Below are 22563 nucleotides of genomic sequence, written 5' to 3'. Positions count from 1 at the left end.
TCTCAGATCCCGCATCCATCTTCTCAAATCTATTAAATATTATTAAAAACTTTTAAATCCGATTAAACTACGAACTTCTCTAATGGTTTTTTGTGCACTTTCACGAGCTTTTAATGCACCGTGCTTCGCAACTTGACGTAAATAAGAGTCATCTTTGGCAATATCTTGAATCCGTTCACGCATTGGTGCGGTCGCGATAATCATATCTTCCGCCAGTTGTTTCTTAAAATCGCCATAGCGAATCTGCATTTTGCTATATAAATCTTCAAAATGTTGATGGGTATCAGCACTAGAAACCACCTTCATTAAATCAAATAAATTTTGAATCGGTTCTGGCTTTGGTTGGTTTTCTTCCGTCGGACCGCCATCACTCACTGCTTTCATTACTTTCTTACGGATTGTTTCCGGATCATCAGATAGGTAAACCGCATTAGCTTCCCCTTCAGATTTGCCCATTTTACCTTTTCCATCTAAACCTGGAACTTTAACTAACTTTTCAGAATAGCTAAAAGCATAAGGCTCAGGGAAATATTCGGTATTGTATAATCTATTAAAACGATTCCCGAAAGTACGGGCCATTTCCAAATGTTGTTCTTGATCTTTTCCAACAGGTACTTTTGTTGCTTTATGAATTAAAATATCAGCAGCCATTAAAACTGGGTAAGTTAATAAACCAGCATTTACATTATCAGGATTGGAACGAACCTTATCCTTAAAAGATGTACTGCGCTCCAATTCGCCCATGTAAGCATTCATATTCAAGTATAAATAAAGCTCGGCGATTTCTGGAACATCACTTTGAATATAAATGGTGCTATTTTCTGGATCGATGCCACTTGCTAAATATTCTACTAAAACGTGTTTAATATTTCCGTGTAAATCTGCCGGAGTAGGATGTGTTGTTAAAGAGTGTAAATCGGCAATAAAAAAATAGCAATTGTAATCATTTTGCATTTGCACAAAGTTTTTTACTGCCCCGTAATAATTACCCAAATGTAATTTTCCTGTTGAGCGAATACCGCTCACCACTGTTTCTTTCATAATGGCACGAAATTAAAAATAAATTACTAGCAAAGTATATTATAGATTTAATTTTATCAGATTCTATTAACTTACCAAGTTTAGCTGGATGTATTAATGGAACGTCTTAATTCAAATTAGTTGACCTTTTTCAACTGGTTTAAATCACCCATCCACCTTAGATGATCTCAGGTTTTTTAGGTGGTACAAATAAAACACCTTATTTATTCCGAGTTATGAAATATCAAACTAATTTATATTTTTGATTTATCTATGATCCACTTTTTAAGGCAAGTACACCGAATATGGTTTTTATTTTGGATACTCTTTTTCTTCATGCTTTTTTATCCGATGTACTACCTTACCTCGCGGGATCCGAAATATTATGCCATTCTTAATTTTTGCAGAAAGGCCAATAGTTTTCTGTGTAGTCTTTTTTCGGGGGTTGTTTTTAATTATCAATACGAGCAAAAATTAGATTACAACCAAACTTATATCTACTGTGCAAACCATACTTCAAATTTAGATATCATGGTTTTTTGCATCATGTGCCATGGAAAATTTCATTTTATGGGGAAGGATGAATTGTTAAATAATCCAGTTCTGGGGATCTTCTTTAAAACCATTGATATCTCTGTAAATCGAGATAGCAAAATCTCTGCATTTAGAGCTTTTAAAAAAGCAGGCGAAAATTTAGAAAAGGGGATGAGCTTGGTTATCTTTCCAGAAGGGAAAATAGATGATCATTACCCACCAAAATTAGGGGAGTTTAAAAATGGGCCATTTCGCTTGGCTATTGATAAAAACATTCCGCTCGTACCGGTGAGCATTACTAATGTTTGGAAAATTAATTGGGATGACGGTGCTAAATATGGAAGTAAGCCGGGAATTTGCGATATTTACGTCCACAAACCCATAAATACTTCAGAATTGGCCGATGTTGATTCTGATGTTTTAAAAGAAAAGGTTTTCCAATTGATTGATAGTAAGTTAGTAGAGATATGAATTTAGACGCAAAGACCATTTATAAGATAGCCGATTTGGCTAGAATTCATATCGATGAAAAGGAAGTTGATACACTGATTCCAGAAATGAATAAAATTTTATCATTTATGGAAAAGTTAAATGAGCTGGATACCTCAAACGTAAAACCTTTGGTTTACATGAATGAAGCTGTAAATGTTTTTAGAGAAGATGTTGTAAAACAGGAAATCTCTATGGAAGACGGCTTAAAAAATTCGGCTAAACATTCTGATCAATTTTTTATGGTACCGAAGATTATTGAAAAGTAATTTTCAAACGATTGTAACATCTCACCCTTTGCGCTTGTCTAAAAAAGAAAAAACATGGAGAAACCACTTATTACCATAAAAGAGATTGGCCGTAAATATGTAATCGGATCAGAAGTTATCCATGCTTTAAAATCAGTTTCTTTAGATATTAACAAAGGAGAATTTGTGGCATTAATGGGGCCTTCTGGCTCTGGTAAATCAACTTTGATGAATATTTTAGGTTGCTTAGATACACCATCTAGCGGTACCTACATATTAAACGGAACCAATGTGAGTCAAATGTCTGATGATGCGCTTGCAGAAGTTCGCAATAAGGAAATCGGTTTTGTTTTTCAAACATTCAATTTACTTCCACGATCAACCTCTTTGGATAACGTTGCGCTTCCATTAATTTATGCAGGTGCAAGTAAAAAGGATAGAGATGCGAGAGCAGCAAAAGCATTAGAAAATGTTGGTTTGGGCAATCGTATGGATCACAAGCCAAATGAATTATCAGGTGGTCAACGTCAGCGTGTTGCTGTTGCAAGGGCATTAATTAACAATCCTTCCATCATCCTTGCCGATGAGCCTACAGGAAATTTAGATACTAAAACTTCTATAGAAATTATGGCTTTGCTAGAAGAAATTCATGGCAAAGGCAATACCATTATCTTAGTAACCCACGAAGAAGATATTGCTCAGCATGCCCATCGTATTGTAAGGATGCGTGATGGTTTGATCGAAAATGATTATGCAAATACGGAAATCAAATCGGTTTCACCACGCTTGGAAGCACTAAATGAAAGCGGTAAGGACTGGGAAAAAATTAATTAACCCCTAAAAGGGAACTTGGGATAACAAATAAATTCTCCTTCAGGGGGCGAGGGGCAATGAAAATCTATACAAAAACTGGAGACAAGGGGCAAACATCATTAATTGGCGGAACCCGAGTACCCAAATATCATTTACGCATTGAGGCTTATGGAACTGTAGACGAATTGAATTCGTATATCGGTCTAATTATGTGTCAGGAAATAGATCCTCACCATCAACAATTGCTCAAAGAAATTCAGGATAGATTATTTACGGTAGGTGCTTCTTTGGCTGCCGATCCGGAAAAATCCAAAATGAAAATTCCAGATCTTCATGATTCTGACATAACATTATTGGAAAATGAGATGGATGCGATGAACGAAATTCTGCCAGCACTGAAGCATTTTGTGCTACCCGGAGGTAATACTGTAGTTTCTTACTGTCATATTGCCCGCTGCGTTTGTAGAAGGGCAGAAAGATTAACTGTCGAACTTGCAGAAAATAGCTTTGTAGATGAACGCGTAACCGTTTATTTGAATCGTTTAAGTGATTATTTATTTGTTTTGGCACGAAAACTGAACATGGATTGCAAAGCGGAAGAAAACATTTGGATCCCGCGTATTTAATAGTGGAAAAATAAGTTTGTTTTGCTCAAAAATTTTAATATACTTTGCGCATTATTAAGAACAAGAATTTAATTGAATTGAAGATATGTATTGGACATTAGAATTAGCATCGCACTTGGAAGACGCACCATGGCCTGCAACTAAAGATGAATTGATTGATTACGGTATCCGTTCTGGTGCCCCAGTAGAAGTTATTGAGAACTTACAGGCATTAGAAGATGATGGCGAGCCTTATGAAACTATTGAGGAAATTTGGCCAGATTACCCAACTAAAGAAGATTTCTTCTTTAATGAGGATGAATACTAAAAATCTAAAAAAAGATAAAAACCTTCCAATCTAAAAATTGGAAGGTTTTTTTATGCCCTTTTTTAATTGGAAATTTAATATAAAAGAGATTTTAAGATTAACTCTATCAATATAGAATTTAAGCTCACTGAAAAATAATTTACATATTTTAAACAAAACTCAAACACTGTGTGTTAATACAGCATATTTTACTTTAAACTAAAAAATTAACACTATGGGAAATTTATTGTATTTGGTCGCAGTAGTATTGGTAATACTTTGGGTCATAGGATTTGTGTTTCACGGCTTCGGCGAAGTTGGCGGAATAATCCACGTTTTATTGGTGATCGCAGTAATTGCAATCTTGCTTAAAGTTATAGGCAGAGCAACTTAAGAAATATAGAAGCGAGCATTATTGATTTTCAAGCTTTGCTTAAAAAATCAATAAAACTTAAAAGGGAACCTCATTAATGAGATTCCCTTTTTTAATGAACGGAATATCTGTTTTAATTCTTCAATAACAGCTCTGCCAATTCTAAATCTATTGGATAAGTTATTTTAATATTGTTTCTTTCTCCTTCGATAATGTTGATTTCATAACCAATAGATTCTACCACGCTGGCATCATCCGTGAAATTACTATTGAATTCTTGCGTATAAGCTTCTTTAAGGATAGATAAACTGAATGTTTGTGGAGTCTGCACAAGATAAATTTCATCGCGTTTTAAAGCCGAGGTTTTGTCTGCTCTAAGCATTCTAACACTATCGCTAGATTGAACAGCAGCAATTACATTTCCCAACTCTTCGGCCTGCTTAAAACAGTTATCTATGAGTGTTTTTGAAACTAATGGACGAACGGCATCATGTATAGCGACAAAACAATCTTCCTCTATAGAATTAATTGCATTTTTTACCGAATCGAACCGTTCAGCTCCTCCAGCAATAACCTCATGTGGAACACGAAAGTTAAATTCTTCGCACAATCTTGCCCAGTAATTATGCTGTTCTTGATTTAATACGATTAAAATTTTGGGTTGAGAATCACTTTGTGCAAAAGCTTTTACAGTATGCATTAAAACCGGAAGGTTGTTAAGCAAAAGAAATTGTTTTGGGGTTTCAGTCTGCATCCGATTACCGGAACCGCCTGCTACAATTATAGCGTAGTATTTCATAATTAAGTATCAAGATTTGAGAATCAAGTATCGAGATTATAGTCTTGATACTTGATTCTTATTACTTGAATCTATTCTAGATAATTAGCATGGCATCACCATAGCTATAAAATTTATATTTTTCTTTTACCGCAACTTCATAAGCGTTCATTACGTTTTCGTAACCACCAAATGCACTTACCATCATCAATAAAGTAGATTCTGGTGTGTGGAAATTGGTAATCATTGAGTTTGCAATACTGAAATCATACGGCGGGAAGATAAACTTACTTGTCCAATCGTTAGCCGATTTTAAAGTTCTGTTTGCAGAAACTGCAGATTCTATCGCACGCATTGAAGTGGTACCAACCGCACAGATTTTTCTTTTTTCTTCTAGAGCTTTGTTTACAATACCTGCGTCTTTTGGCTCGATGATAAACTGTTCAGAATCCATTTTGTGTTTAGTCAAATCTTCCACTTCAACGGTTCTGAATGTTCCTAAACCAACATGCAAAGTAACTTCAGCAAAGTTAATTCCTTTAAGTTCTAAGCGTTTCATTAACTCACGACTGAAGTGTAAGCCTGCAGTTGGAGCTGCTACAGCACCTTCATGTTTAGCAAAAATAGTTTGGTAACGCTCTTTATCTTCCGCAGTAGCTTTACGTTTAATGTATTTAGGAAGAGGTGTCTCACCTAAAATTTCAACGTTTCTTCTAAATTCTTCGTCAGTTCCTTCAAATAAGAAACGGATGGTACGGCCACGTGAAGTTGTGTTATCTACAACCTCGGCAACCAATAAATCTTCATCACCAAAATATAATTTATTACCAACACGAATTTTACGAGCTGGATCTACCAAAACATCCCATAAACGTAACTCTTTATTTAATTCACGTAACAAGAAAACCTCGATGGTAGCACCAGTTTTTTCTTTGTTTCCGTATAAACGAGCTGGGAAAACCTTAGTGTTATTTAATATCATTACGTCTTGGTCATCGAAATAACCTAAAACATCTTTAAATATTTTATGCTCAATTTTACCGCTGTCTTTATGCAAAACCATCAAACGTGCTTCGTCGCGTTGTTCGGCCGGATTATTGGCAATAAGAGATTCTGGTAAGTTGAATTTGAATTGTGATAATTTCATTCCTGATGAATTTTTTGAGGTGCAAAAATACGAATTTAATTTTTCTTTTCCGTATTTTATCAAACGCAATTAATTATATTATGTTTTGATTGTTATTTCTACAAAAAATTGAACGGAATTGTACGCCGATCTTATAAAAATAATTAGTTTTGATCATGAGCTGTAACCTTTTTATATCCTTTGTGTCTAAACCTTAATTATGATAATCTTTAGGCTAATAGGCGAGAGTTTCCGTTTTGCATTTGATGCTTTGCGTCAAAATAAATTGCGCACAATGTTATCGCTTTTGGCGATTACGATAGGTATTTTTACCATTATCGCAGTGTTTTCTGCTGTGGATAGTTTTCGTGCGAAATTGCAGTCAAGCGTTGATAAATTAGGTTCTAATACAATTTATGTCCAAAAATGGCCATGGATTTTTGGCGATTATCCCTGGTGGAAATACATGAACCGCCCTCAGCCTTCCTTAAGAGATTTTGCTTCGCTTCGCGATAGAATGGAAAATGCCGATGGCATTACCTTTGAAATTTCTACTGGGAACAGAACAATTAAATATAGAAGTAGTTCAGTAGAAGGGATTTCCGTTACAGGAGCATCTCAAGATTTTAATAAAACTTGGAGTTTTGAACTTCAAGCTGGAAGATATTTTACCGATAATGAGAGCAAAAACGGATCTCCTGTTTGTTTAATGGGAGCTGATATTGCTGAAGGTTTATTCGGGAGCGAGGATCCAATAGGGAAACAAGCACAAATTTTGGGTAGGAGAGTTACCGTAGTTGGGGTATTCAAAAAAGAGGGTGAAGATATGCTCGGCACTTCACTAGATAAAAGCGTTAACATTCCAATTAACTTTGCTAAAGGAATTTTAGATATTCAGAACGAAAGATACAATCCTCAAATTACGGTTAGGGGCTCTACGAAAGTATCATTAGAAGAAGTTGAAAGTGAGTTAACAGGTTTAATGCGCTCCATTCATAGAATTAGACCGGGACAGGAAGACGATTTTGCACTTAATAAAACAACAATGATTTCTAACCAACTCGATACCATGTTTAATATGGTAAACATTGCAGGTTGGGTAATTGGTGGTTTCTCTATTTTAGTGGGTGGATTTAGTATCGCAAACATCATGTTCGTATCTGTAAAAGAACGGACAAATATTATAGGTATCCAAAAATCATTGGGTGCGAAAAATTACTTTATTTTACTTCAATTTATATTCGAATCAATCTCCCTTTGTATTTTAGGCGGATTACTCGGGCTGTTTTTTGTTTTTCTCTTTGCCAAAGTTATTACGGCTGTTTCTGGCTTTGAAGTAATTTTGGGTTTAAATAATATTATCCTTGGCATTGGAATTTCAGTAGTTATCGGAACAATCTCTGGCTTTTGGCCGGCTTATGCTGCCTCGAGACTAGATCCTGTAGAAGCAATAAGAAGCTAGAAATAGCTTTTCTTGGTTTCTCAATGCACAAATGCCATGTTAAATAAACCTTATTGTAGTGGAAAGCCCGGAAGCAGGAGGAACGATTGCTGAGGACTTGCAACGGAAAGAAGGGCAAAGTTTCAGATGGAATTCTTGCTTTCGTTTTCAACAAAAAAAATCCCTCGCTAATATAAGTTAACGAGGGATTTTTTTGTAAAGCTTTTGGCTGGTTAGTTTAATTTCGCCAATGCTTCTTTTATTCTTTTAAGTGCTTCTACCAAGCTCTCATCTGATGCAGCGTAAGACAAACGAATGTAATTGTTGTTGCCAAATGAATCGCCACCAACAGTTGCTACGTGTCCAACATTTAATAGATAAAGAGATAAATCTGATGAATCTTTAATTACATTTCCATCAGCATCTTTTTTGCCAAAGAAGGAGCTAATTTCTGGGAAGAAATAAAAAGCACCATCAGGCAGGTTTGTTTTAACTCCCGGAATTTCGTTTAATAAATTATAAACAAGTTCTCTACGGCGTAAAAAGGCTTTTTTCATTTCCAATACACTTTCCAAACCTTGTTCGTATGCAACAATACCAGCTCTTTGTGCAATTGAACAAGTTCCTGAAGTTGTTTGGCCTTGAAGTTTATCATTGGCAGCGGCAATTTCTTTATTCGCAGCAATGTAACCTAAGCGCCACCCAGTCATAGCGAAAGCTTTAGAAAATCCGTTTACGATAATTACGCGGTCTTTAATGCTTTCGAATTGAGCGATAGATTCATGTTTATCCACAAAGTTGATGTGTTCATAAATCTCATCAGATAGGATGAAAATATTTGGATGTTTTTCAAAAACCTTAGCCAACGAAGCTAATTCTTCTCTGTTATAAACTGAACCTGTTGGGTTGCAAGGAGAAGAAAACATGAACAATTTTGTTTTCGGCGTAATTGCAGCTTCTAATTGCGTAGCCGTAATTTTGAAATTACTTTCTAAGTCTGTATTAATGAAAACAGATTTTCCTTCTGCCAGCGTAACCATTTCCGAATAAGAAACCCAATATGGAGTAGGGATTATCACTTCATCATCAGGATCAATCAACGTTAAAATAACATTCGAAAGAGATTGTTTGGCACCCGTAGAAACCACGATTTGTGAAGCATCGTAATCTAAGTTGTTTTCTGTTTTAAGCTTGTTCGCAATTGCTTGGCGAAGTTCTGGATATCCTGGAACTGGCGAATAGCGAGTATAATTTTCATCTAATGCTTTTTTAGCAGCATTTTTAACGTGATCAGGCGTATTAAAATCGGGTTCGCCAACACTTAAACTTATTACATTAACCCCTTTGGCAGATAATTCACGGCCAAGTTTGGTCATTTTAAGTGTTGCAGATTCTGATAGACTGTTGATTCTTTTGGATAAGGTGCTCATGGTTAATTACTTTGAGCGCAAATATATAAACCAAATATTATTCTGCACTAAAAAAGACAGAGTTTTTCTCATTTAATTTATCTGATAACCGTATTTTTGGAAAAAAAATCCTTGTGACGGTTAAAAAGAAAGCTATTGTAATTTCGTTGGTGGTAAGTGTTGTGTTAATGCTGGCTAAATTTGTGGCGTATTTTATTACTGAATCTAACGCTATTTTAACCGATGCAGCAGAAAGTATTGTAAATGTAATTGCAGGCAGTTTTGCATTTTACAGCATTTATTTAAGTACACAACCGCGTGATGAAAACCATCCCTACGGACATGGGAAAGTAGAATTTTTCTCTGCTTTTGTAGAGGGGATTTTGATTTTGATTGCTGGAGTGATCATTATTTTTAAATCATCTTACAATCTTGCCTACCCACATCAAGTTGGTAATTTATTGGAAGGTACATTGATTATTGGTATTACAGGCCTAATTAATATGATTGTTGGCCTGTATTTAATAAACGTGGGTAAAGATCAGCATTCGGTTACCTTACAAGCCGATGGTAAACATTTATTAACGGATACTTATACGAGTGCGGCGATAGTTGTAGGCTTAATTTTAATTCAGTTAACTGGGATAATTTGGATGGATAGTTTATTGTCTGTTCTGGTCGGCTTTTACATCGTTTACTCAGGCTACAAACTTACTCGTGGTTCAGTTGGTGGGCTAATGGATGAAAGTGATTTTACCTTGGTTGAGGAAGTAGTTGATGTTTTACAGAAGAATAGACACAAACCTTGGATTGATGTGCACAACCTCCGTACGCAGCAATATGGGCCCGAATTTCATATCGATTGCCATGTTACCTTACCTTATTATTTCGATTTAAATAAAGTTCACAAGGAGATTTCTCAAATTGATGAACTGATTAATAAAAACGGTTTTCGAAAGGCAGAACTTTTTATTCATGCCGATCCGTGCTTGCCAGAATGTTGCCATTATTGCCACATGACCGAATGCCCTGTTAGAGCAGAAGCATTTAGAAAGGAGATTGTTTGGACGCCGGATATTGTAATTAAAAATAAAAAACATTTCGATAATGAGCTACTTTAACGTTCGGGTTTATGGCTTGCTCATTAACCAAAACAATGAAATTTTGGTTAGCGATGAAGAAGAATACGGCATCAGGTTTAGTAAATTTCCAGGTGGTGGATTAGAATTTGGCGAAGGACTTATAGATGGTTTGAAACGCGAATTTGTTGAAGAATGCAACGCCGAAATTGAAATTACAGCTCATTTTTATACCACTGATTTTTTCGAGAAATCTTCATTTAATGATAGTCAAGTAATAAGTATTTATTATTTGGTAAAAGAGAAGGCACCATTAGAGCTGGCTTTTAAAACCAAAATATACGATTTTGATGGAGATGGAGAATTGCTTCAGGCTTTTCGATGGGTTAATATCAAAGATTTATCTGTAGATGAAATTACTTTTACAACGGATAAAACCGTTGCCGAACTTTTAAAAAAACAATTTTCAGATCCTTCAATATAATTCGATGTCAGATTCTTTAACTCCCCAAAACGATAAACTCAATTTAACAGAAAGAGATAAAAACGTAATCTGGCATCCCTATACGCAGATGAAGAATGCGCTACCGCATATTCCAATTGTTAGGGGAGAAGGTGTATATGTTTTTGATGAGAACGGCAAAAGATATATTGATGCGGTTTCTTCTTGGTGGGTAAATATCCACGGTCATGCTCATCCTTATATTGCAAAAAAAGTAGCTGAGCAGTTAACAGTTTTGGAGCATGTAATTTTTGCTGGCTTTACTCACGAACCGGCAGTTTTATTGGCCGAAAGATTGTTGCCAATCCTTCCAGGAAAACAAGACAAGGTTTTTTATACCGATAATGGCTCAACAGCGGTTGAAGTTGCGTTAAAAATGTGCTTGCAGTATTGGGATAATAAACAGCAACCGAAAACCAAGATTCTTGCTTTTAAAAATGCTTACCATGGCGATACATTTGGTGCCATGTCTGTTAGTGGAAGAAGTATTTTTACTGATGCTTTTAATAGTTTATTGTTCGATGTTGAATTTATAGATTTACCAAATGAGGATAATATCACAGAGCTCAAAACTCAAATCTCCAATCTTGCATCTGAAGTTGCCTGTTTTATTTTTGAGCCTTTAATTTTAGGCTCGGGTGGAATGTTGATGTATGAAGCTAAATACCTCGATGAATTAGTCGTCACCTGCAAACAAAATAATATTTTGACCATTGCAGATGAAGTAATGACAGGATTTGGTCGCACAGGAACATATTTTGCCTGCGAAAAATTGACGAACAAACCAGATATTTTTTGCTTAAGTAAAGGCTTAACTGGCGGGACAATGCCATTGGGTGTAACTACTTGCACCAATGAAATATACAATGCTTTTTTAAGCGACGATAAGCTAAAAACACTTTATCATGGCCATTCGTTCACCGCAAATCCAATTGCTTGCGTAGCCTCTTTAGCAAGTTTGGATATTCTTCTAGAAAGTAAAACCCTGCAAAATATTAAGAGAGTAGAAGCTAAACATTTGGTCTTTATGGAAGAGATCAAAACGCATTCTAAAGTTAAAGCCGTTCGCCAAACAGGAACTATTATTGCCATAGAATGGGAAACTGGAAATGAAACTTCATACCTAAGCAATCTGCGCAACTTACTTTATGCCTACTTTTTAGATAAAGGAATTATCCTCAGGCCATTAGGGAATATCATTTACATTTTGCCACCTTACATCATCAGCGATGAAGATTTGGATTATGTTTATGGGGCTATAAAATCGGCTCTTGAAGAAATTTGATTATGAATTGTTTACTAGTTTTAGCGAGGCGCTATAACCAGTAAATCTACTAAATTCGTCATTGCGAGGCACGAAGCAATCCTAATGCGTTTGTGATTTACCCCATAGTGCTAAGATTGCTTTGTGCCTGGCAGTAGCTAGATAAATTATCTATCTTTTTGTTTCAAATAACCTTTTAAGGCATCATCTAAAAAATAAGTCCAGCCACCTTTAAAACTTTCCTTACTGAAATCTCTTCCGTTTTCAGCAAAACTTTTTAAACCGGTATGGGTTATTCTCACCAAGGTTTTATCGCCTTGATCAAATAATTCCCAGTTTACAACAGAATTACCTGGATAACCATCATAACGCCAAGAGTAAGCGAGTTTTCGATTTTCGATAATCTCAGTTATTTCACATACATGAAGGTATTGTGGCCCTTCGCCAGAGCCTCCAGTGAAATCAAATTTAAAACCGACTTTAGGTTTAAAGTCCTCTAACTTAAAATACCATTTTTTAATTTCGTTGTTATCTGTCAGCGCATTCCAAATGGTTTCGATTGGAGTATCGTAAATGCGTTCGACTACAACTGGATCATTTTTCATGTTCATAATTTTAGGTTATTTCAACTATCCCAAAGGCATTTTCGAAGTATCCATATATAAAATATTCCAGCGGTGTCCATCCAAATCAACAAAACCACAACCATACATCCAGCCATCTTTAAAGCCAGGTTCTGCATATAATGTTCCTCCAGCATCTACTGCTTTTTTGGCCATTTCATTTACTTCTTCAACACTTTCTGCATCGATAGAAAATAAAACTTCTGTACCTAATTTTGGATCTGCGATTTTAGTAGCGATAAAACCTTCAAAGAGCGGTTCTTCAAAGAGCATAACAATGAAATTATCATCTCCAATCATAAAACAGGCAGAATCCTCGCGACTTCCGAATTTAAGATTGAGTTTAAAACCGAGCTTGGTAAAAAACTCTTTTGCTTTGCTAACATCCTTAACAGGAAGATTTATCCAAAGTGATTTTGTCATAACGTTTATATTTTGTTGTAGGTAAAGATATATAACAGTCTTATAAATTGTGCTTGCCGAAAGCGAAATTTTATAGGGGGATATGAGACAAGATAAAATTTATGCTTTGTATTTTTCTGAAAGCTTTTTTGGAGCAACATTGCACTTTACAGCTTGGCGAAGTGGCGGAAATCGAAGCACAAAACTTCAACTTTGCAAAAAAAAAGTTCAATTGAAAACTGAACTTGAATTAGCACTGAAACCGACATTTTGCCAAACTGCTGTTATGCCCAGTGATTTTCTGTCTATACAAACATTGTCATTTGTCTATTATTTACAGGTGTCATTTCGTCTATAAAATTGTCCCAGAAATTTAATGTCAAATTAAGATTGTACTTCTCATTTAGCATTTCAAGCTCTGATTGCAAAACTGCTTTATCAACACGTTTCGCTAATTCGACTAAATCAATTCTCATTAGAACATCTTTTGTGAAAGTTCTCTTAGCGTCAGAAAACGTAACTGATTGTAAAAGTTGAACTGTTGTATCAGAGTTTAAAAGTATCAATGAATAAACAGCAAACTCAATTTTGTCAAAACCGATTAAATAACAAGTGTCGTCCAACATTACAGGCTTGTCGTTCTGTGGAAGGATAAGTGTAAAATGAAATGTTTTATAAAGTCCTGAAATAGCAACTTTATACGGTTTGAATGAATAGTCGCCTATACCAAAAATTGAAAATGGCGGTTTGTTATTGTAAATACTTGATTTTCTTGCACTAAAATTTTCTTGATGTTCTGTCAAGTATTGGTAAGTTTTTGGATAATCTGCTTTAATATAATTAGTTTCTTGTCCAACCTTTTTTTGAGTAACAATTGTGAATTTTCTTGACTGATTAATTACTGTATTTTTAAGGTCTGAACTTTTAAGAAGTCCATAAACTAATCCATCTTCCAGTTTTATTTCTTCATTCAAGCCGTTTACATAATGTCCATTAACTTTGTCAAGTTCCATAATTGAAGAACAATCGTGTTTTAGACCTTGTCGCCAAACGAACGGACTTTCTCCATCTATGTCTTTTGTGTCAATATAAGTGTCAATGTTAGAAACAAATTTGCCATCAAACCAGCCAAAACGCTTTGCTTTTCTTTGGTCTTGTCTTCTTTCTGTTCTTTGTATTGTTCTTAATTCATTTTGAGAATAGAAATCAAATTCACTACATTCAAATTCGCTTTTTGAATTTAAATTACAAGAAAATAAGCACGCTTCTACTGAAACATTAAATTCTTTTTTACTGTCAATACAAAGTTTCTCCAATTTGGAAATCGGATATTTTTTATTGACTTGGTCAAATAAGATATTTTTTACAACACTGTTTTTTACCAATAAAGCAACATTTCCATTAATTTTTTGAAAGGTTTCAATCATCATTAAGGTAATGAATTCTGCAATATCGAAATTACCCTTACCCGTCATTGCATCTAAACCGCTATGATTTTTAAAATTCCTTTTCTTTGGAAGATTATCAGAATTAAGACTTCCTAATTTTGAGTTTGTTACCCAAGGTGGATTGCCAATTACTAAAATATTATTATTAGAATGTTCTTTTGCAATACTTTTGAAATTAAAGTCAAAGACATTGCAATGAGTTATTGAAATGTTTGGCTTTATGTTATTTGGATTTTCTAAATATAAATTTATGATATTAAATTTAGTTTCCCATACGTAAGGTTTATAAATTTCTACACCAAAAACACTTTGAATATTTTTGAAATTCTTTAAGGAAGCAATAATAAAATTTCCTTTGCCGCAGGTTGGTTCAATTACAATTTCAGGCGAAATGTCTTTTGCTGTTAGATAAAGCGTTACTTTGTTCGCTAAATCTAAATTTGTTTGAAAATCGCCATATTCTGTCGCTCTATCAGGTTCTTCAACAATATTTTGATTTACAGAAATTATTTCTTTTAAAGTCTCTAATTCTTCATTATTATCAAAAAAGTGTATGATGCCGAAGGCATCATACACTTTTTGATTTGCCAAATCATAAGATGTAATGTTTTTCAGATTACTATTTAAGTAGTCTGAAACTTCAAAAGAAATATTGGCTTCAAATACTCTCATTATTTGGGTTTGTTATAACTTACAATTTTTTCCACACCAGGAACATCGTCTGATAAATTGACTATTTTTCTATAATTAAGTCTCCATTGTAAAGCATTAGAGATTGTTAAATATCCGATTTGAATTTCAGTTTGTAATACAAGCTGTGCAACTTGGGGCAAAGTAATTTCATCAACGGGTAATTTTATTCCTTCCAAAAAAGATATTATATCTTCTTCGGAAGCATTAACATTTTTCATTTGATTTAAAATACTTGTGGTTGTATAATCAGCTGTTCTTTCTTTTGAAACGAAGGAACAACTTACAAAATTTAATATAGCAGTTTGTGTTGCTGGGTCATCTGACTTGTCGTACACAAACACAAGTAAATTATATCCAAGTCCAAATATTTTCTGCTTTGCATCTCTGAATGGGCAAGAAGATTGAGGCTGTTTAATGGAAGTAACTTTAATGTCTGTTAAAATATCATCTGATGGAAGGTCAATTCTTCTTGCCGATGAGCCAATAGTTACAATATATTTGTCGTGTAAGTGTTTTTGGAATTTTTGTTCGATTAGAGTTCCAACAGCTTTACCGTCAGTAACTCCAAAAAGTTCTTTATGCTTAAATTCAGATTGTCCAACACAAAATAATTGGGCTTCTTCTATTAATTTTTCTATCGTCAGTTTCTCTTTTTGTTCCATTCGGTAAATTTACAATTTTTATTCTTGTCGGTTTTGAGTTGTCGCCAGTTTTTTGTCAGATGTGTGTTACCACGGCCGTTCGTAGCATTGGAGCAACATTGCAGTAGGATAAGGTCAGTGCATCTTTAATCATTTCAAGATTCAAATTTTTAATTTCAAAAACTGTCCAGCCCTGCTTGCCCCATGCGCCATTTGCTGGATAAATATTTTCAGCATTAAAATTACAGAAAACAGATTGATCGACTTCCTTAAGCTTTAATGATGCACTAAGTTTAGTTAAATCTAACGTAGCGAAAATCTTTTTGTTTACCCTAAACGATGTTTTTTCGAAATGTGGCTGTTCGTTTGCTTCATCAAAAGATAGCGCAAGTTGTATGAAGGCTTTTGAATCCATTATTTCAATATTGAAAAAATTACAATTTATACAATTTTTGAGGATGTTGCTCAGCGTGGTTTAATATTAAATTAAGGATATAGCTGTTTGATTGGTAAGTAGAAAGGTTTTCCTTAATTGGCGCCAATCCATCAGATAAATAATTTTTATCCGTAAAATATCCCATACCATAAAACTTACCTTGCTCTACAACGAGACAACTAAATTCTTCTTCTTTTCTGCCTTCGTCAACCAGAGCGAAACTGGGTTGCATATTCTGAATTTCCAATAATGCATTGTTTAATCTTTTATTGTAAATCGCAACGGTTTCAATTCCACTGCAGGCACCAAAACATTGGCCATTTTCATGTGCGGTGCATTTTGTTGCTGTTTTTTGCAGGTAACACAATTTAGCGCAAAGTTGATATTTATCTACAAGCTGATTTAAAAAATTGTAGCCTTCTAATAAACTATTGAAGCTTTGAAGTGATTTGTTGTTCTTTTTATGTTTATCTATTGCCAATCGGAGATAGCCATTTTGATCTTCAAAAATGTATAAATCGTATTTATGTTCATACCTTTTCATGGCTCGGTTATTTTCGGGCCACAAGCGTTTAATCTCATTCGCTTCTAAGATTAGAGCCATTAATTCTGTTCCACAAACCACATAATCAACATTGTAAATGGTACGTAGAAAATCTTGCCTTTGTCTATTAGGTTTATTTCCCGTAAAATGACTCGTTACACGTTTTTTTAAATCCTTTGCCTTTCCAACATAGACGATTTTTCCTTTATTATCTTTAAAGTAATATACTCCGGGTTGGTTGGGAAGCTTTAAAATTACTTTTTTATCCAAATGAGGTGGTAATACTTGTTCTTTAGATGTTTTCTTGAGCATTTCAGCAATTACACCTTCTTGATCAGCTTCTAAAAGCATATTGAATAAGATACTTGTCGCATCGGCATCGCCACCAGCCCTATGTCGGTTTTGAATTGGAATTTTTAAGGCACTACAGAGCTTACCTAAGCTATAAGAAATTTTTCCTGGCATTAATTTTCTGCTTAATCTAACCGTGCACAGTTTACTGCACTGTAAATCGTAACCAGCGTGAGAAAGGTGGTGTTTAAGAAATGAATAATCGAAATTTACGTTATGTGCAACAAAAACTTTATCATTTAATAACTGATAAATTTGAAGCGCAACCTCCTCGAAAGTTGGTGCATCTGCCAGCATTGCATCGTCAATTCCTGTTAGGGCTGTTATGTAAACGGGAATTTGTGTTTTCGGGTTAATGAGTGTAGTATAGGTCTCAACAATCTGATTACCATCATGAATGTTAATTGCAACTTCGGTTATGCCGTTTGCAGAGGCATGGCCACCGGTGGTTTCAATATCTACAATTGCGTATAACATTTATATAAGTATCAATTATAAAACAAATCTATGCTAAAATATTTAGTAATAAAAGCGTTTTATAAAGATTTTATAATTTAATTTTTCTAAGAATAACAATCAAAATTACTGCTCCAATCTAAAAAAAACTACAAATAAAAAAAGCGACAACGCATTAACGCTGTCGCTTACAATTTTGTATTTATTTCTTAAAGTTTACTTAAAAGCTTACTCAAATTTGGTTTAATACCGATTTGGATTGGAACGGTATTAAAAACTCTGTTCTGAATTTTACCTGTACCGTACATATAACTGGCCTCTACAAATAAATTCGCACCACCAATATTGTATTCAATACCTCCTCCAGCTTCTACAATGCCCATAGAATTTGTTTTGTTATCCATTGTAACCTGTAATGATGATGAATTAACCCCTGCCTGTGGCGTTAAAATGAAACCACCACCTCCACCAGCAAAACCATAGAAAGCCCATTTTTCAACAATTTTTCTATATCCTAAAGCCACATTTAATAAGTATGTAGTTGCTCTTCCGTTTTGTAAGGTATAGGTATAGCCTGCATCTGGTGTAATTTGGTTAAAGGTAAAGGCATGCAAACTTACTTTGGGGTATAAAAATAATCCGCCATTGCCTAAGCCTAAGTTAAGCCCTAAACTGGTAGAGAATTTTGGTTTTAAGTAATCTGAAGTTTCTCCCACTGGGAAAGCAAATCCAACTCCGCTCATCGAATATAACTTATCCGGTCGGGTGGTTTGCGCTTTAACGTTTGTGGTAACTGCCATCATTAACAGCACTGCACCAGTTAGTAATTTTGATTTCATATATTTTTAATTTTCGGTTAACAAGTTCACTTTCTGCAACATATCTGCTATGTCGAAGGGTTTTTCTAAATAATCATCGGGATGGTATTGTTGTGAAGAAACATAACTTTCATCATATCGTGCAGAAGCCATAATAACTGGAATTGCTTCCGTTTCTGGGTTCGATCTCAATTCTTTAAATACAGCTCTTCCGTCCATTCCATTAAGCATTATATCTAAAATGATTAAATCTGGATTGAATTCTTTTACGGTTTTAAAAATATATCTTGGCGATAATAAGGGATAAACTCGGTAATGTTCAGACTCCAAGGCAAGCTGAAAAACTTCTAATATATCGGGGTCATCATCAACAACTAGTATTCTTTTCAAAGTAAAATAATCAATTGGTTAATCAAATAAACACTCCTAATACAAATTGATTTGGATAATGTTTTAACTGGTTAACTTAAATTAATTATCTATTGCTAAATAGAAGTTTATTTACCTTTAAATGATGAATTAATCTTCGCTTTTAGCTGTTTTAGATTTTCCCTTTAATAGGTTGTGTTTTATAAAACTTGAGAAAATATCTTTATACGGATTGGTAACACTGTAAGAAATGCCTCCAGATAAAACAACCTGATGGCCACCGAGTACACTTTTGATGTGTTGTTTGGATACGATTGCAGATTGACTTATTTGAATAAATGCTGGATGTTTTTTTAGCATTTTGATCATTTTAATAAAATTAAGCTTAGAGCTCAGGTATGAATTTTTTATTGTTCTAAAGTGAATGTCATCCGTAAGTTCTTCAACAGCAATCAATTCATTTAAATCTATCCTCACTAAATCACCCTCTTTGTTTTGTAATGGAATGTAAAAGAAATGGTCTTCAAAAATTGAGAAGGGCAAATGAGTTTTTTTTCCGGTAGGATAAAGATTATTTATTGTTTTGGCGAAATGAAGTATAGAATAGGGTTTAAGTAGATATGCATCTGCATCAACTTTAAAAGCATCTATAGCATAGCGTGCATGGGCGGTTGTAAAAATAAGGTGTTTGGTTTTTTTTCTTAGTAAACCAGCGAGTTCAATGCCTGAAAGAGCAGGCATTTCAACATCCATAAAAATAATATCAACAGGGTTGGAAACAGAAATTTCTGCAAGGGCTTTTAAAGGTTCAGTAAAGCTTTGAACAAGTTTTAAATCAGGTAACTTGGTCATGTATGCTTTTAGGTTTTCAAGAGCGTGTGGGTCATCATCAATTGCGATGCAACTTATAGACATTTAATTTAGTTTTAGTTAATCAAAATTACAATTTCATTATCGAATACCGAAAACTTGGTATTTCGTAACGTATTGTAGTTAATTGGTAAAGGAAAAAGTAGGTTCTGTATGTTTATGGTGAATAAAATAATCTATTTGACTGCCTTTTTCAGTCGTAGATTAATACTAATTCATTTTAATGGTTAATTTCGATTTAAAATACTGATTGTCATTGATATAGAATTCAAAAGTAGCTAAATTATTATAAGTATAAGCTAAACGTTTTCTAATGTTTTCCATGCCAGAATTTAAACCATTCTTATTAGGCACCAAATTAGCTAAGTTGGAAGTTTCTATAATCAAATTATGGTCATCTTGATTAATACTTATTTCAGCAGGATGAGCAATATCACTTAAATTACCATGCTTAAAAATATTTTCGACCAAAGTGATTAAAACTAATGGAATAATCTTTAAATTTTTCACATCGTCATCATAGTCGAGCCTAATTTGAAGAGCATGATTTTGCCTGAGCTGATGTAAGTTAATGAGATTTTCTACTTGATCAATTTCATCACCTAAAATTATAAAATCTCCTTCCTGATCGCTATCAACGGCATACCTCATCATTTCTGAAAGCGAAAGAATGGTTTCTGCCGCCACAGGCGATGATTCCCGAGCGTTGTGGTAAATAAAATCAAGGGTGTTAAATAAAAAGTGAGGTTGTATCTGTGCCTTTAAAAATGCATTCTCAGACTTTGCAATTTGAATGATGTTATTTAATCGTTGTTGCTCAAGATTTTCGGTTTTTTTTCGCTCCTTCAAAAAGTTGATCAGGAAATAATAGCCAGTAGCAAAACCAGTAAAAAATGTCCATCTGTACAACGGACCAATAAAGTAAGCAACACTAAATTCAAATTTCTTAGTACTTACATAGCCCGCATACTTTATAGACAAAAATTCAATCCCATAAATGGAAAAAAAATAGATGGAGATTTCCGCTATTAAAAAAATCGGCAATTTCCAATATACCTGTTTAATATCCTTTAGGCTATAAGTTAAAACAAAATGGGCATGAACATAAAATAATGTGATGTTCAAAGCGTAATGAATTACATAATTGCGAAACGTACCGAACTTTCCGCTTAATAACCCAGCAATTATCGCTTCATAGAAAATGAAAAAAATCCAAGTAATAATGTGGATTTTTTTTTCCTTGATAAAGTTCCAAATTCTGTTTATGGGTTGAATCTTATTGTCCGTGTAGGATATCATATAGTATGTGTAAGGGTTTTTTACTCGATTGATTATCAGGCTAGTTTCATAGAAAAAAGAACTATGAAAAAGCAACAGAAAATCAACAAGAAAACATTATTCGTATTCAAAGGGAACGGATTTACAGCCAATTATTCTACTGATCCAACAGATCCAATATCAACATCAATATCTGGCGGAAATCTGATTTTTGTTAAAAGAGGATAATGCGAACTGGACAGGTAATTCAGGATCTACCTGTCCTGATTGTTTTCTCTCTAATATATGTTTGAATTTCATCCCTGTAATTATTGCCAATATTTACGCTTAGACTGTTTATCATCTTCAGCATATTGCCTTCCACTTTCTCGATATAATTTTTTGCGATAATAAAAGATCGATGAGCTTGGGCAAAATTCGAATATTCTTTTAAAATTACTTTAATCTCCGATAGGGCAATGTAGGTTACAATAGTTTCATCAACGGTGTAAATTCTGACATAGTTTTGAAGGCTTTCTACCGCAACAATATCAGCATATCGTACTTTGATAAGGTTATTTCGCTCGTTTTTATTGCGTACAAAAAAGTAATCATCCTCCTGCTGAATGTTAATGCTTGGCACATTCGGACTTAAAGGAAACAATCTGTTTATGGTTTCGGCAAAGCGTGCAAAGGTATAAGGTTTAAGCAAATAAGCGCTTGCATGCATTTCAAAGGCTTCGTAAGCGTATTTTGAATGTGATGTTGTAAAAATTAGTTTATTTGTTTTATGGCGAACTGCTTTTGAAAGTTCTATACCAGAAATCATTGGCATATCTATATCCATGAAAATAATATCGACATTAATGCCACCACTAATTTCGGTTAGTGCCTGCAATGGATCGGTGTAAGCGTGTACGAGTTGAATATTTGATAATGTGTTGATGTAAGATTTTATGCCATTAATAGCATGAATATCATCATCAATCACAATACATTTTAATTTCATTTTAGTTTGAGTAGGGTAATTTAATGCCAAATTAAAGCTTGATTCTCAAATTAAGAAATAAAATGCATTTGTAACGGTTTTTATTTTGTTCATAAAGTATTTTCTCCCTTTCGCATAGTTAATCCTAAATCTTAGAGGCAGATTTCTTAAGTAATTCTTTTTAAACAACTTAAAAACCTTTTTGAACGGTTTTTTTAGTTGTTAATTTCCAAATTATTCTAAAACAATTTGGTTTAAACTATTGTATAACAATAAATTAATAATTCTTTCGTAATATTAATAAGTCGATTCTGAAGTTGATTAGAAACCTGCATCTAAAATAAAAACGATGAAAAACACAACCAGATTACCTAGAAAATTAAATAGCTCTATTACAAAAAAGGTAATCGAACTGCAGGATATTGGTTATGATTGTGATTTTCTTTTACTGGCTAATGGAATTGTTCTCTGTATGCAAAATAACCACACTTACCCATTAAATACAGTTTCTGTAAAACAAAGAGAACATGGTTATGATTTGCTAAGTCATTCTTACAAGCACGTTCATACAATAGAAACTGGAAATGGAGAAAGAGGAGTGCTACTAACAGAAAATTCTTTGCGATGAATAACTAATCGAATGCTAAGCTTCAATCCATTTCTTTAATTGAACTAATAT

The 22563-nt window shown here is 34.1% G+C and carries 27 protein-coding genes; 12 read left to right on the top strand and 15 right to left on the bottom strand.

Annotated features, from left to right (window positions below; translation table 11 throughout):
* Nucleotides 1–42: 42 nt before the first annotated feature.
* Nucleotides 43–1041, bottom strand: a complete 999-nt coding sequence (trpS, locus tag H7U22_RS03265; RefSeq protein WP_187069906.1) for a tryptophan--tRNA ligase — start codon at nt 1039–1041, stop codon at nt 43–45.
* A gap of 252 nt (nt 1042–1293) precedes the next feature.
* On the opposite strand from trpS, the gene H7U22_RS03260 reads away from it, so the two are divergent.
* The 6 genes from H7U22_RS03260 to H7U22_RS03235 all read left to right on the top strand — a co-directional run bounded on the left by H7U22_RS03260 (nt 1294) and on the right by H7U22_RS03235 (nt 4410).
* On the top strand, nt 1294–2025 hold the full coding sequence (locus H7U22_RS03260) for a lysophospholipid acyltransferase family protein (protein WP_187069905.1): 732 nt from the start codon (nt 1294–1296) through the stop codon (nt 2023–2025).
* The gene (gene gatC, locus H7U22_RS03255; RefSeq protein ID WP_187069904.1) at nt 2022–2312 is read left to right on the top strand and encodes an Asp-tRNA(Asn)/Glu-tRNA(Gln) amidotransferase subunit GatC; all 291 of its coding nucleotides are present in this window, start codon (nt 2022–2024) and stop codon (nt 2310–2312) included. Before H7U22_RS03260 ends, gatC begins: the two co-directional genes overlap by 4 nt.
* A gap of 54 nt (nt 2313–2366) precedes the next feature.
* Nucleotides 2367–3125 (top strand): ABC transporter ATP-binding protein, encoded by a 759-nt coding sequence (locus H7U22_RS03250; RefSeq protein ID WP_187069903.1) that lies wholly within the window; start codon nt 2367–2369, stop codon nt 3123–3125.
* A gap of 56 nt (nt 3126–3181) precedes the next feature.
* Nucleotides 3182–3730 (top strand): cob(I)yrinic acid a,c-diamide adenosyltransferase, encoded by a 549-nt coding sequence (locus tag H7U22_RS03245; RefSeq protein ID WP_187069902.1) that lies wholly within the window; start codon nt 3182–3184, stop codon nt 3728–3730.
* Nucleotides 3731–3815: 85 nt separating this feature from the next.
* On the top strand, nt 3816–4037 hold the full coding sequence (locus H7U22_RS03240; RefSeq protein WP_010603503.1) for a DUF2795 domain-containing protein: 222 nt from the start codon (nt 3816–3818) through the stop codon (nt 4035–4037).
* A 214-nt stretch (nt 4038–4251) separates the two neighbouring features.
* Nucleotides 4252–4410 carry a lmo0937 family membrane protein gene (locus H7U22_RS03235; RefSeq protein ID WP_187069901.1) on the top strand — a complete coding sequence of 53 codons (159 nt, stop codon included), beginning with the start codon at nt 4252–4254 and terminating at the stop codon, nt 4408–4410.
* 112 nt (nt 4411–4522) lie between these two features.
* Here the strand turns inward: H7U22_RS03235 and H7U22_RS03230 are convergent, their stop codons facing one another.
* Both H7U22_RS03230 and queA read right to left on the bottom strand, forming a co-directional pair.
* Nucleotides 4523–5188: a 2-C-methyl-D-erythritol 4-phosphate cytidylyltransferase gene (locus H7U22_RS03230; RefSeq protein ID WP_187069900.1), complete on the bottom strand. Its 666-nt coding sequence runs from the start codon at nt 5186–5188 to the stop codon at nt 4523–4525.
* Between the two features lie 76 nt (nt 5189–5264).
* Nucleotides 5265–6314: a tRNA preQ1(34) S-adenosylmethionine ribosyltransferase-isomerase QueA gene (gene queA / locus H7U22_RS03225; RefSeq protein ID WP_187069899.1), complete on the bottom strand. Its 1050-nt coding sequence runs from the start codon at nt 6312–6314 to the stop codon at nt 5265–5267.
* A gap of 199 nt (nt 6315–6513) precedes the next feature.
* Here queA and H7U22_RS03220 point away from each other — a divergent pair, with 199 nt between their 5' ends.
* Complete coding sequence (locus H7U22_RS03220) at nt 6514–7755, top strand: ABC transporter permease (RefSeq protein WP_187069898.1); 1242 nt, start codon at nt 6514–6516, stop codon at nt 7753–7755.
* Nucleotides 7756–7967: 212 nt separating this feature from the next.
* On the opposite strand, the gene H7U22_RS03215 is transcribed toward H7U22_RS03220, so the two are convergent.
* Nucleotides 7968–9164 carry a pyridoxal phosphate-dependent aminotransferase gene (locus H7U22_RS03215; protein WP_187069897.1) on the bottom strand — a complete coding sequence of 399 codons (1197 nt, stop codon included), beginning with the start codon at nt 9162–9164 and terminating at the stop codon, nt 7968–7970.
* Between the two features lie 113 nt (nt 9165–9277).
* Here H7U22_RS03215 and H7U22_RS03210 point away from each other — a divergent pair, with 113 nt between their 5' ends.
* Genes H7U22_RS03210 through bioA form a run of 3 tightly spaced genes read left to right on the top strand, consistent with a single transcriptional unit; the run spans nt 9278 to nt 12009 of the window.
* The gene (locus H7U22_RS03210) at nt 9278–10264 is read left to right on the top strand and encodes a cation diffusion facilitator family transporter (protein ID WP_187069896.1); all 987 of its coding nucleotides are present in this window, start codon (nt 9278–9280) and stop codon (nt 10262–10264) included.
* Nucleotides 10251–10706 carry an NUDIX domain-containing protein gene (locus tag H7U22_RS03205; RefSeq protein ID WP_187069895.1) on the top strand — a complete coding sequence of 152 codons (456 nt, stop codon included), beginning with the start codon at nt 10251–10253 and terminating at the stop codon, nt 10704–10706. The genes H7U22_RS03210 and H7U22_RS03205 overlap by 14 nt, the downstream gene beginning before the upstream one ends.
* A gap of 4 nt (nt 10707–10710) precedes the next feature.
* Entirely contained in the window at nt 10711–12009 is a 1299-nt protein-coding gene (gene bioA, locus H7U22_RS03200; protein WP_187069894.1) for an adenosylmethionine--8-amino-7-oxononanoate transaminase, read from the top strand.
* 146 nt (nt 12010–12155) lie between these two features.
* Here the strand turns inward: bioA and H7U22_RS03195 are convergent, their stop codons facing one another.
* From H7U22_RS03195 to H7U22_RS03150, 10 genes are all read right to left on the bottom strand, one after another.
* Nucleotides 12156–12599, bottom strand: coding sequence for an SRPBCC family protein (locus H7U22_RS03195; RefSeq protein ID WP_187069893.1), 444 nt, complete (start codon nt 12597–12599; stop codon nt 12156–12158).
* An 18-nt stretch (nt 12600–12617) separates the two neighbouring features.
* Nucleotides 12618–13034: a VOC family protein gene (locus H7U22_RS03190; RefSeq protein ID WP_187069892.1), complete on the bottom strand. Its 417-nt coding sequence runs from the start codon at nt 13032–13034 to the stop codon at nt 12618–12620.
* A gap of 284 nt (nt 13035–13318) precedes the next feature.
* Nucleotides 13319–15133, bottom strand: coding sequence for a hypothetical protein (locus H7U22_RS03185; RefSeq protein ID WP_187069891.1), 1815 nt, complete (start codon nt 15131–15133; stop codon nt 13319–13321).
* Nucleotides 15133–15816 (bottom strand): type II restriction-modification system restriction endonuclease, encoded by a 684-nt coding sequence (locus H7U22_RS03180; RefSeq protein ID WP_187069890.1) that lies wholly within the window; start codon nt 15814–15816, stop codon nt 15133–15135. The genes H7U22_RS03185 and H7U22_RS03180 overlap by 1 nt, the downstream gene beginning before the upstream one ends.
* Before the next feature lie 55 nt (nt 15817–15871).
* Nucleotides 15872–16210: an MmcQ/YjbR family DNA-binding protein gene (locus H7U22_RS03175; protein WP_187069889.1), complete on the bottom strand. Its 339-nt coding sequence runs from the start codon at nt 16208–16210 to the stop codon at nt 15872–15874.
* 19 nt (nt 16211–16229) lie between these two features.
* Entirely contained in the window at nt 16230–17603 is a 1374-nt protein-coding gene (locus H7U22_RS03170; protein WP_187069888.1) for an exonuclease domain-containing protein, read from the bottom strand.
* Nucleotides 17604–17791: 188 nt separating this feature from the next.
* The gene (locus H7U22_RS03165) at nt 17792–18421 is read right to left on the bottom strand and encodes a hypothetical protein (protein ID WP_187069887.1); all 630 of its coding nucleotides are present in this window, start codon (nt 18419–18421) and stop codon (nt 17792–17794) included.
* 6 nt (nt 18422–18427) lie between these two features.
* On the bottom strand, nt 18428–18790 hold the full coding sequence (locus H7U22_RS03160; protein WP_187069886.1) for a response regulator: 363 nt from the start codon (nt 18788–18790) through the stop codon (nt 18428–18430).
* A 129-nt stretch (nt 18791–18919) separates the two neighbouring features.
* Entirely contained in the window at nt 18920–19684 is a 765-nt protein-coding gene (locus tag H7U22_RS03155) for a LytR/AlgR family response regulator transcription factor (protein ID WP_187069885.1), read from the bottom strand.
* Nucleotides 19685–19849: 165 nt separating this feature from the next.
* Nucleotides 19850–20938: a sensor histidine kinase gene (locus H7U22_RS03150; RefSeq protein WP_187069884.1), complete on the bottom strand. Its 1089-nt coding sequence runs from the start codon at nt 20936–20938 to the stop codon at nt 19850–19852.
* Nucleotides 20939–21001: 63 nt separating this feature from the next.
* On the opposite strand from H7U22_RS03150, the gene H7U22_RS03145 reads away from it, so the two are divergent.
* On the top strand, nt 21002–21145 hold the full coding sequence (locus tag H7U22_RS03145) for a hypothetical protein (protein ID WP_187069883.1): 144 nt from the start codon (nt 21002–21004) through the stop codon (nt 21143–21145).
* Nucleotides 21146–21164: 19 nt separating this feature from the next.
* On the opposite strand, the gene H7U22_RS03140 is transcribed toward H7U22_RS03145, so the two are convergent.
* A complete protein-coding gene (locus tag H7U22_RS03140) occupies nt 21165–21905 on the bottom strand; it encodes a LytR/AlgR family response regulator transcription factor (RefSeq protein WP_187069882.1) in 741 nt (246 codons plus the stop codon).
* Between the two features lie 328 nt (nt 21906–22233).
* On the opposite strand from H7U22_RS03140, the gene H7U22_RS03135 reads away from it, so the two are divergent.
* Nucleotides 22234–22512: a hypothetical protein gene (locus H7U22_RS03135; RefSeq protein WP_187069881.1), complete on the top strand. Its 279-nt coding sequence runs from the start codon at nt 22234–22236 to the stop codon at nt 22510–22512.
* The last annotated feature ends 51 nt before the right edge of the window (nt 22513–22563 follow it).

The sequence above is a fragment of the Pedobacter fastidiosus genome, assembly GCF_014306625.1.
Lineage (GTDB): Bacteria > Bacteroidota > Bacteroidia > Sphingobacteriales > Sphingobacteriaceae > Pedobacter > Pedobacter fastidiosus.
Note: the sequence above shows the minus strand (reverse complement) of the source record. Positions and strands in the feature narration are given on the sequence as shown.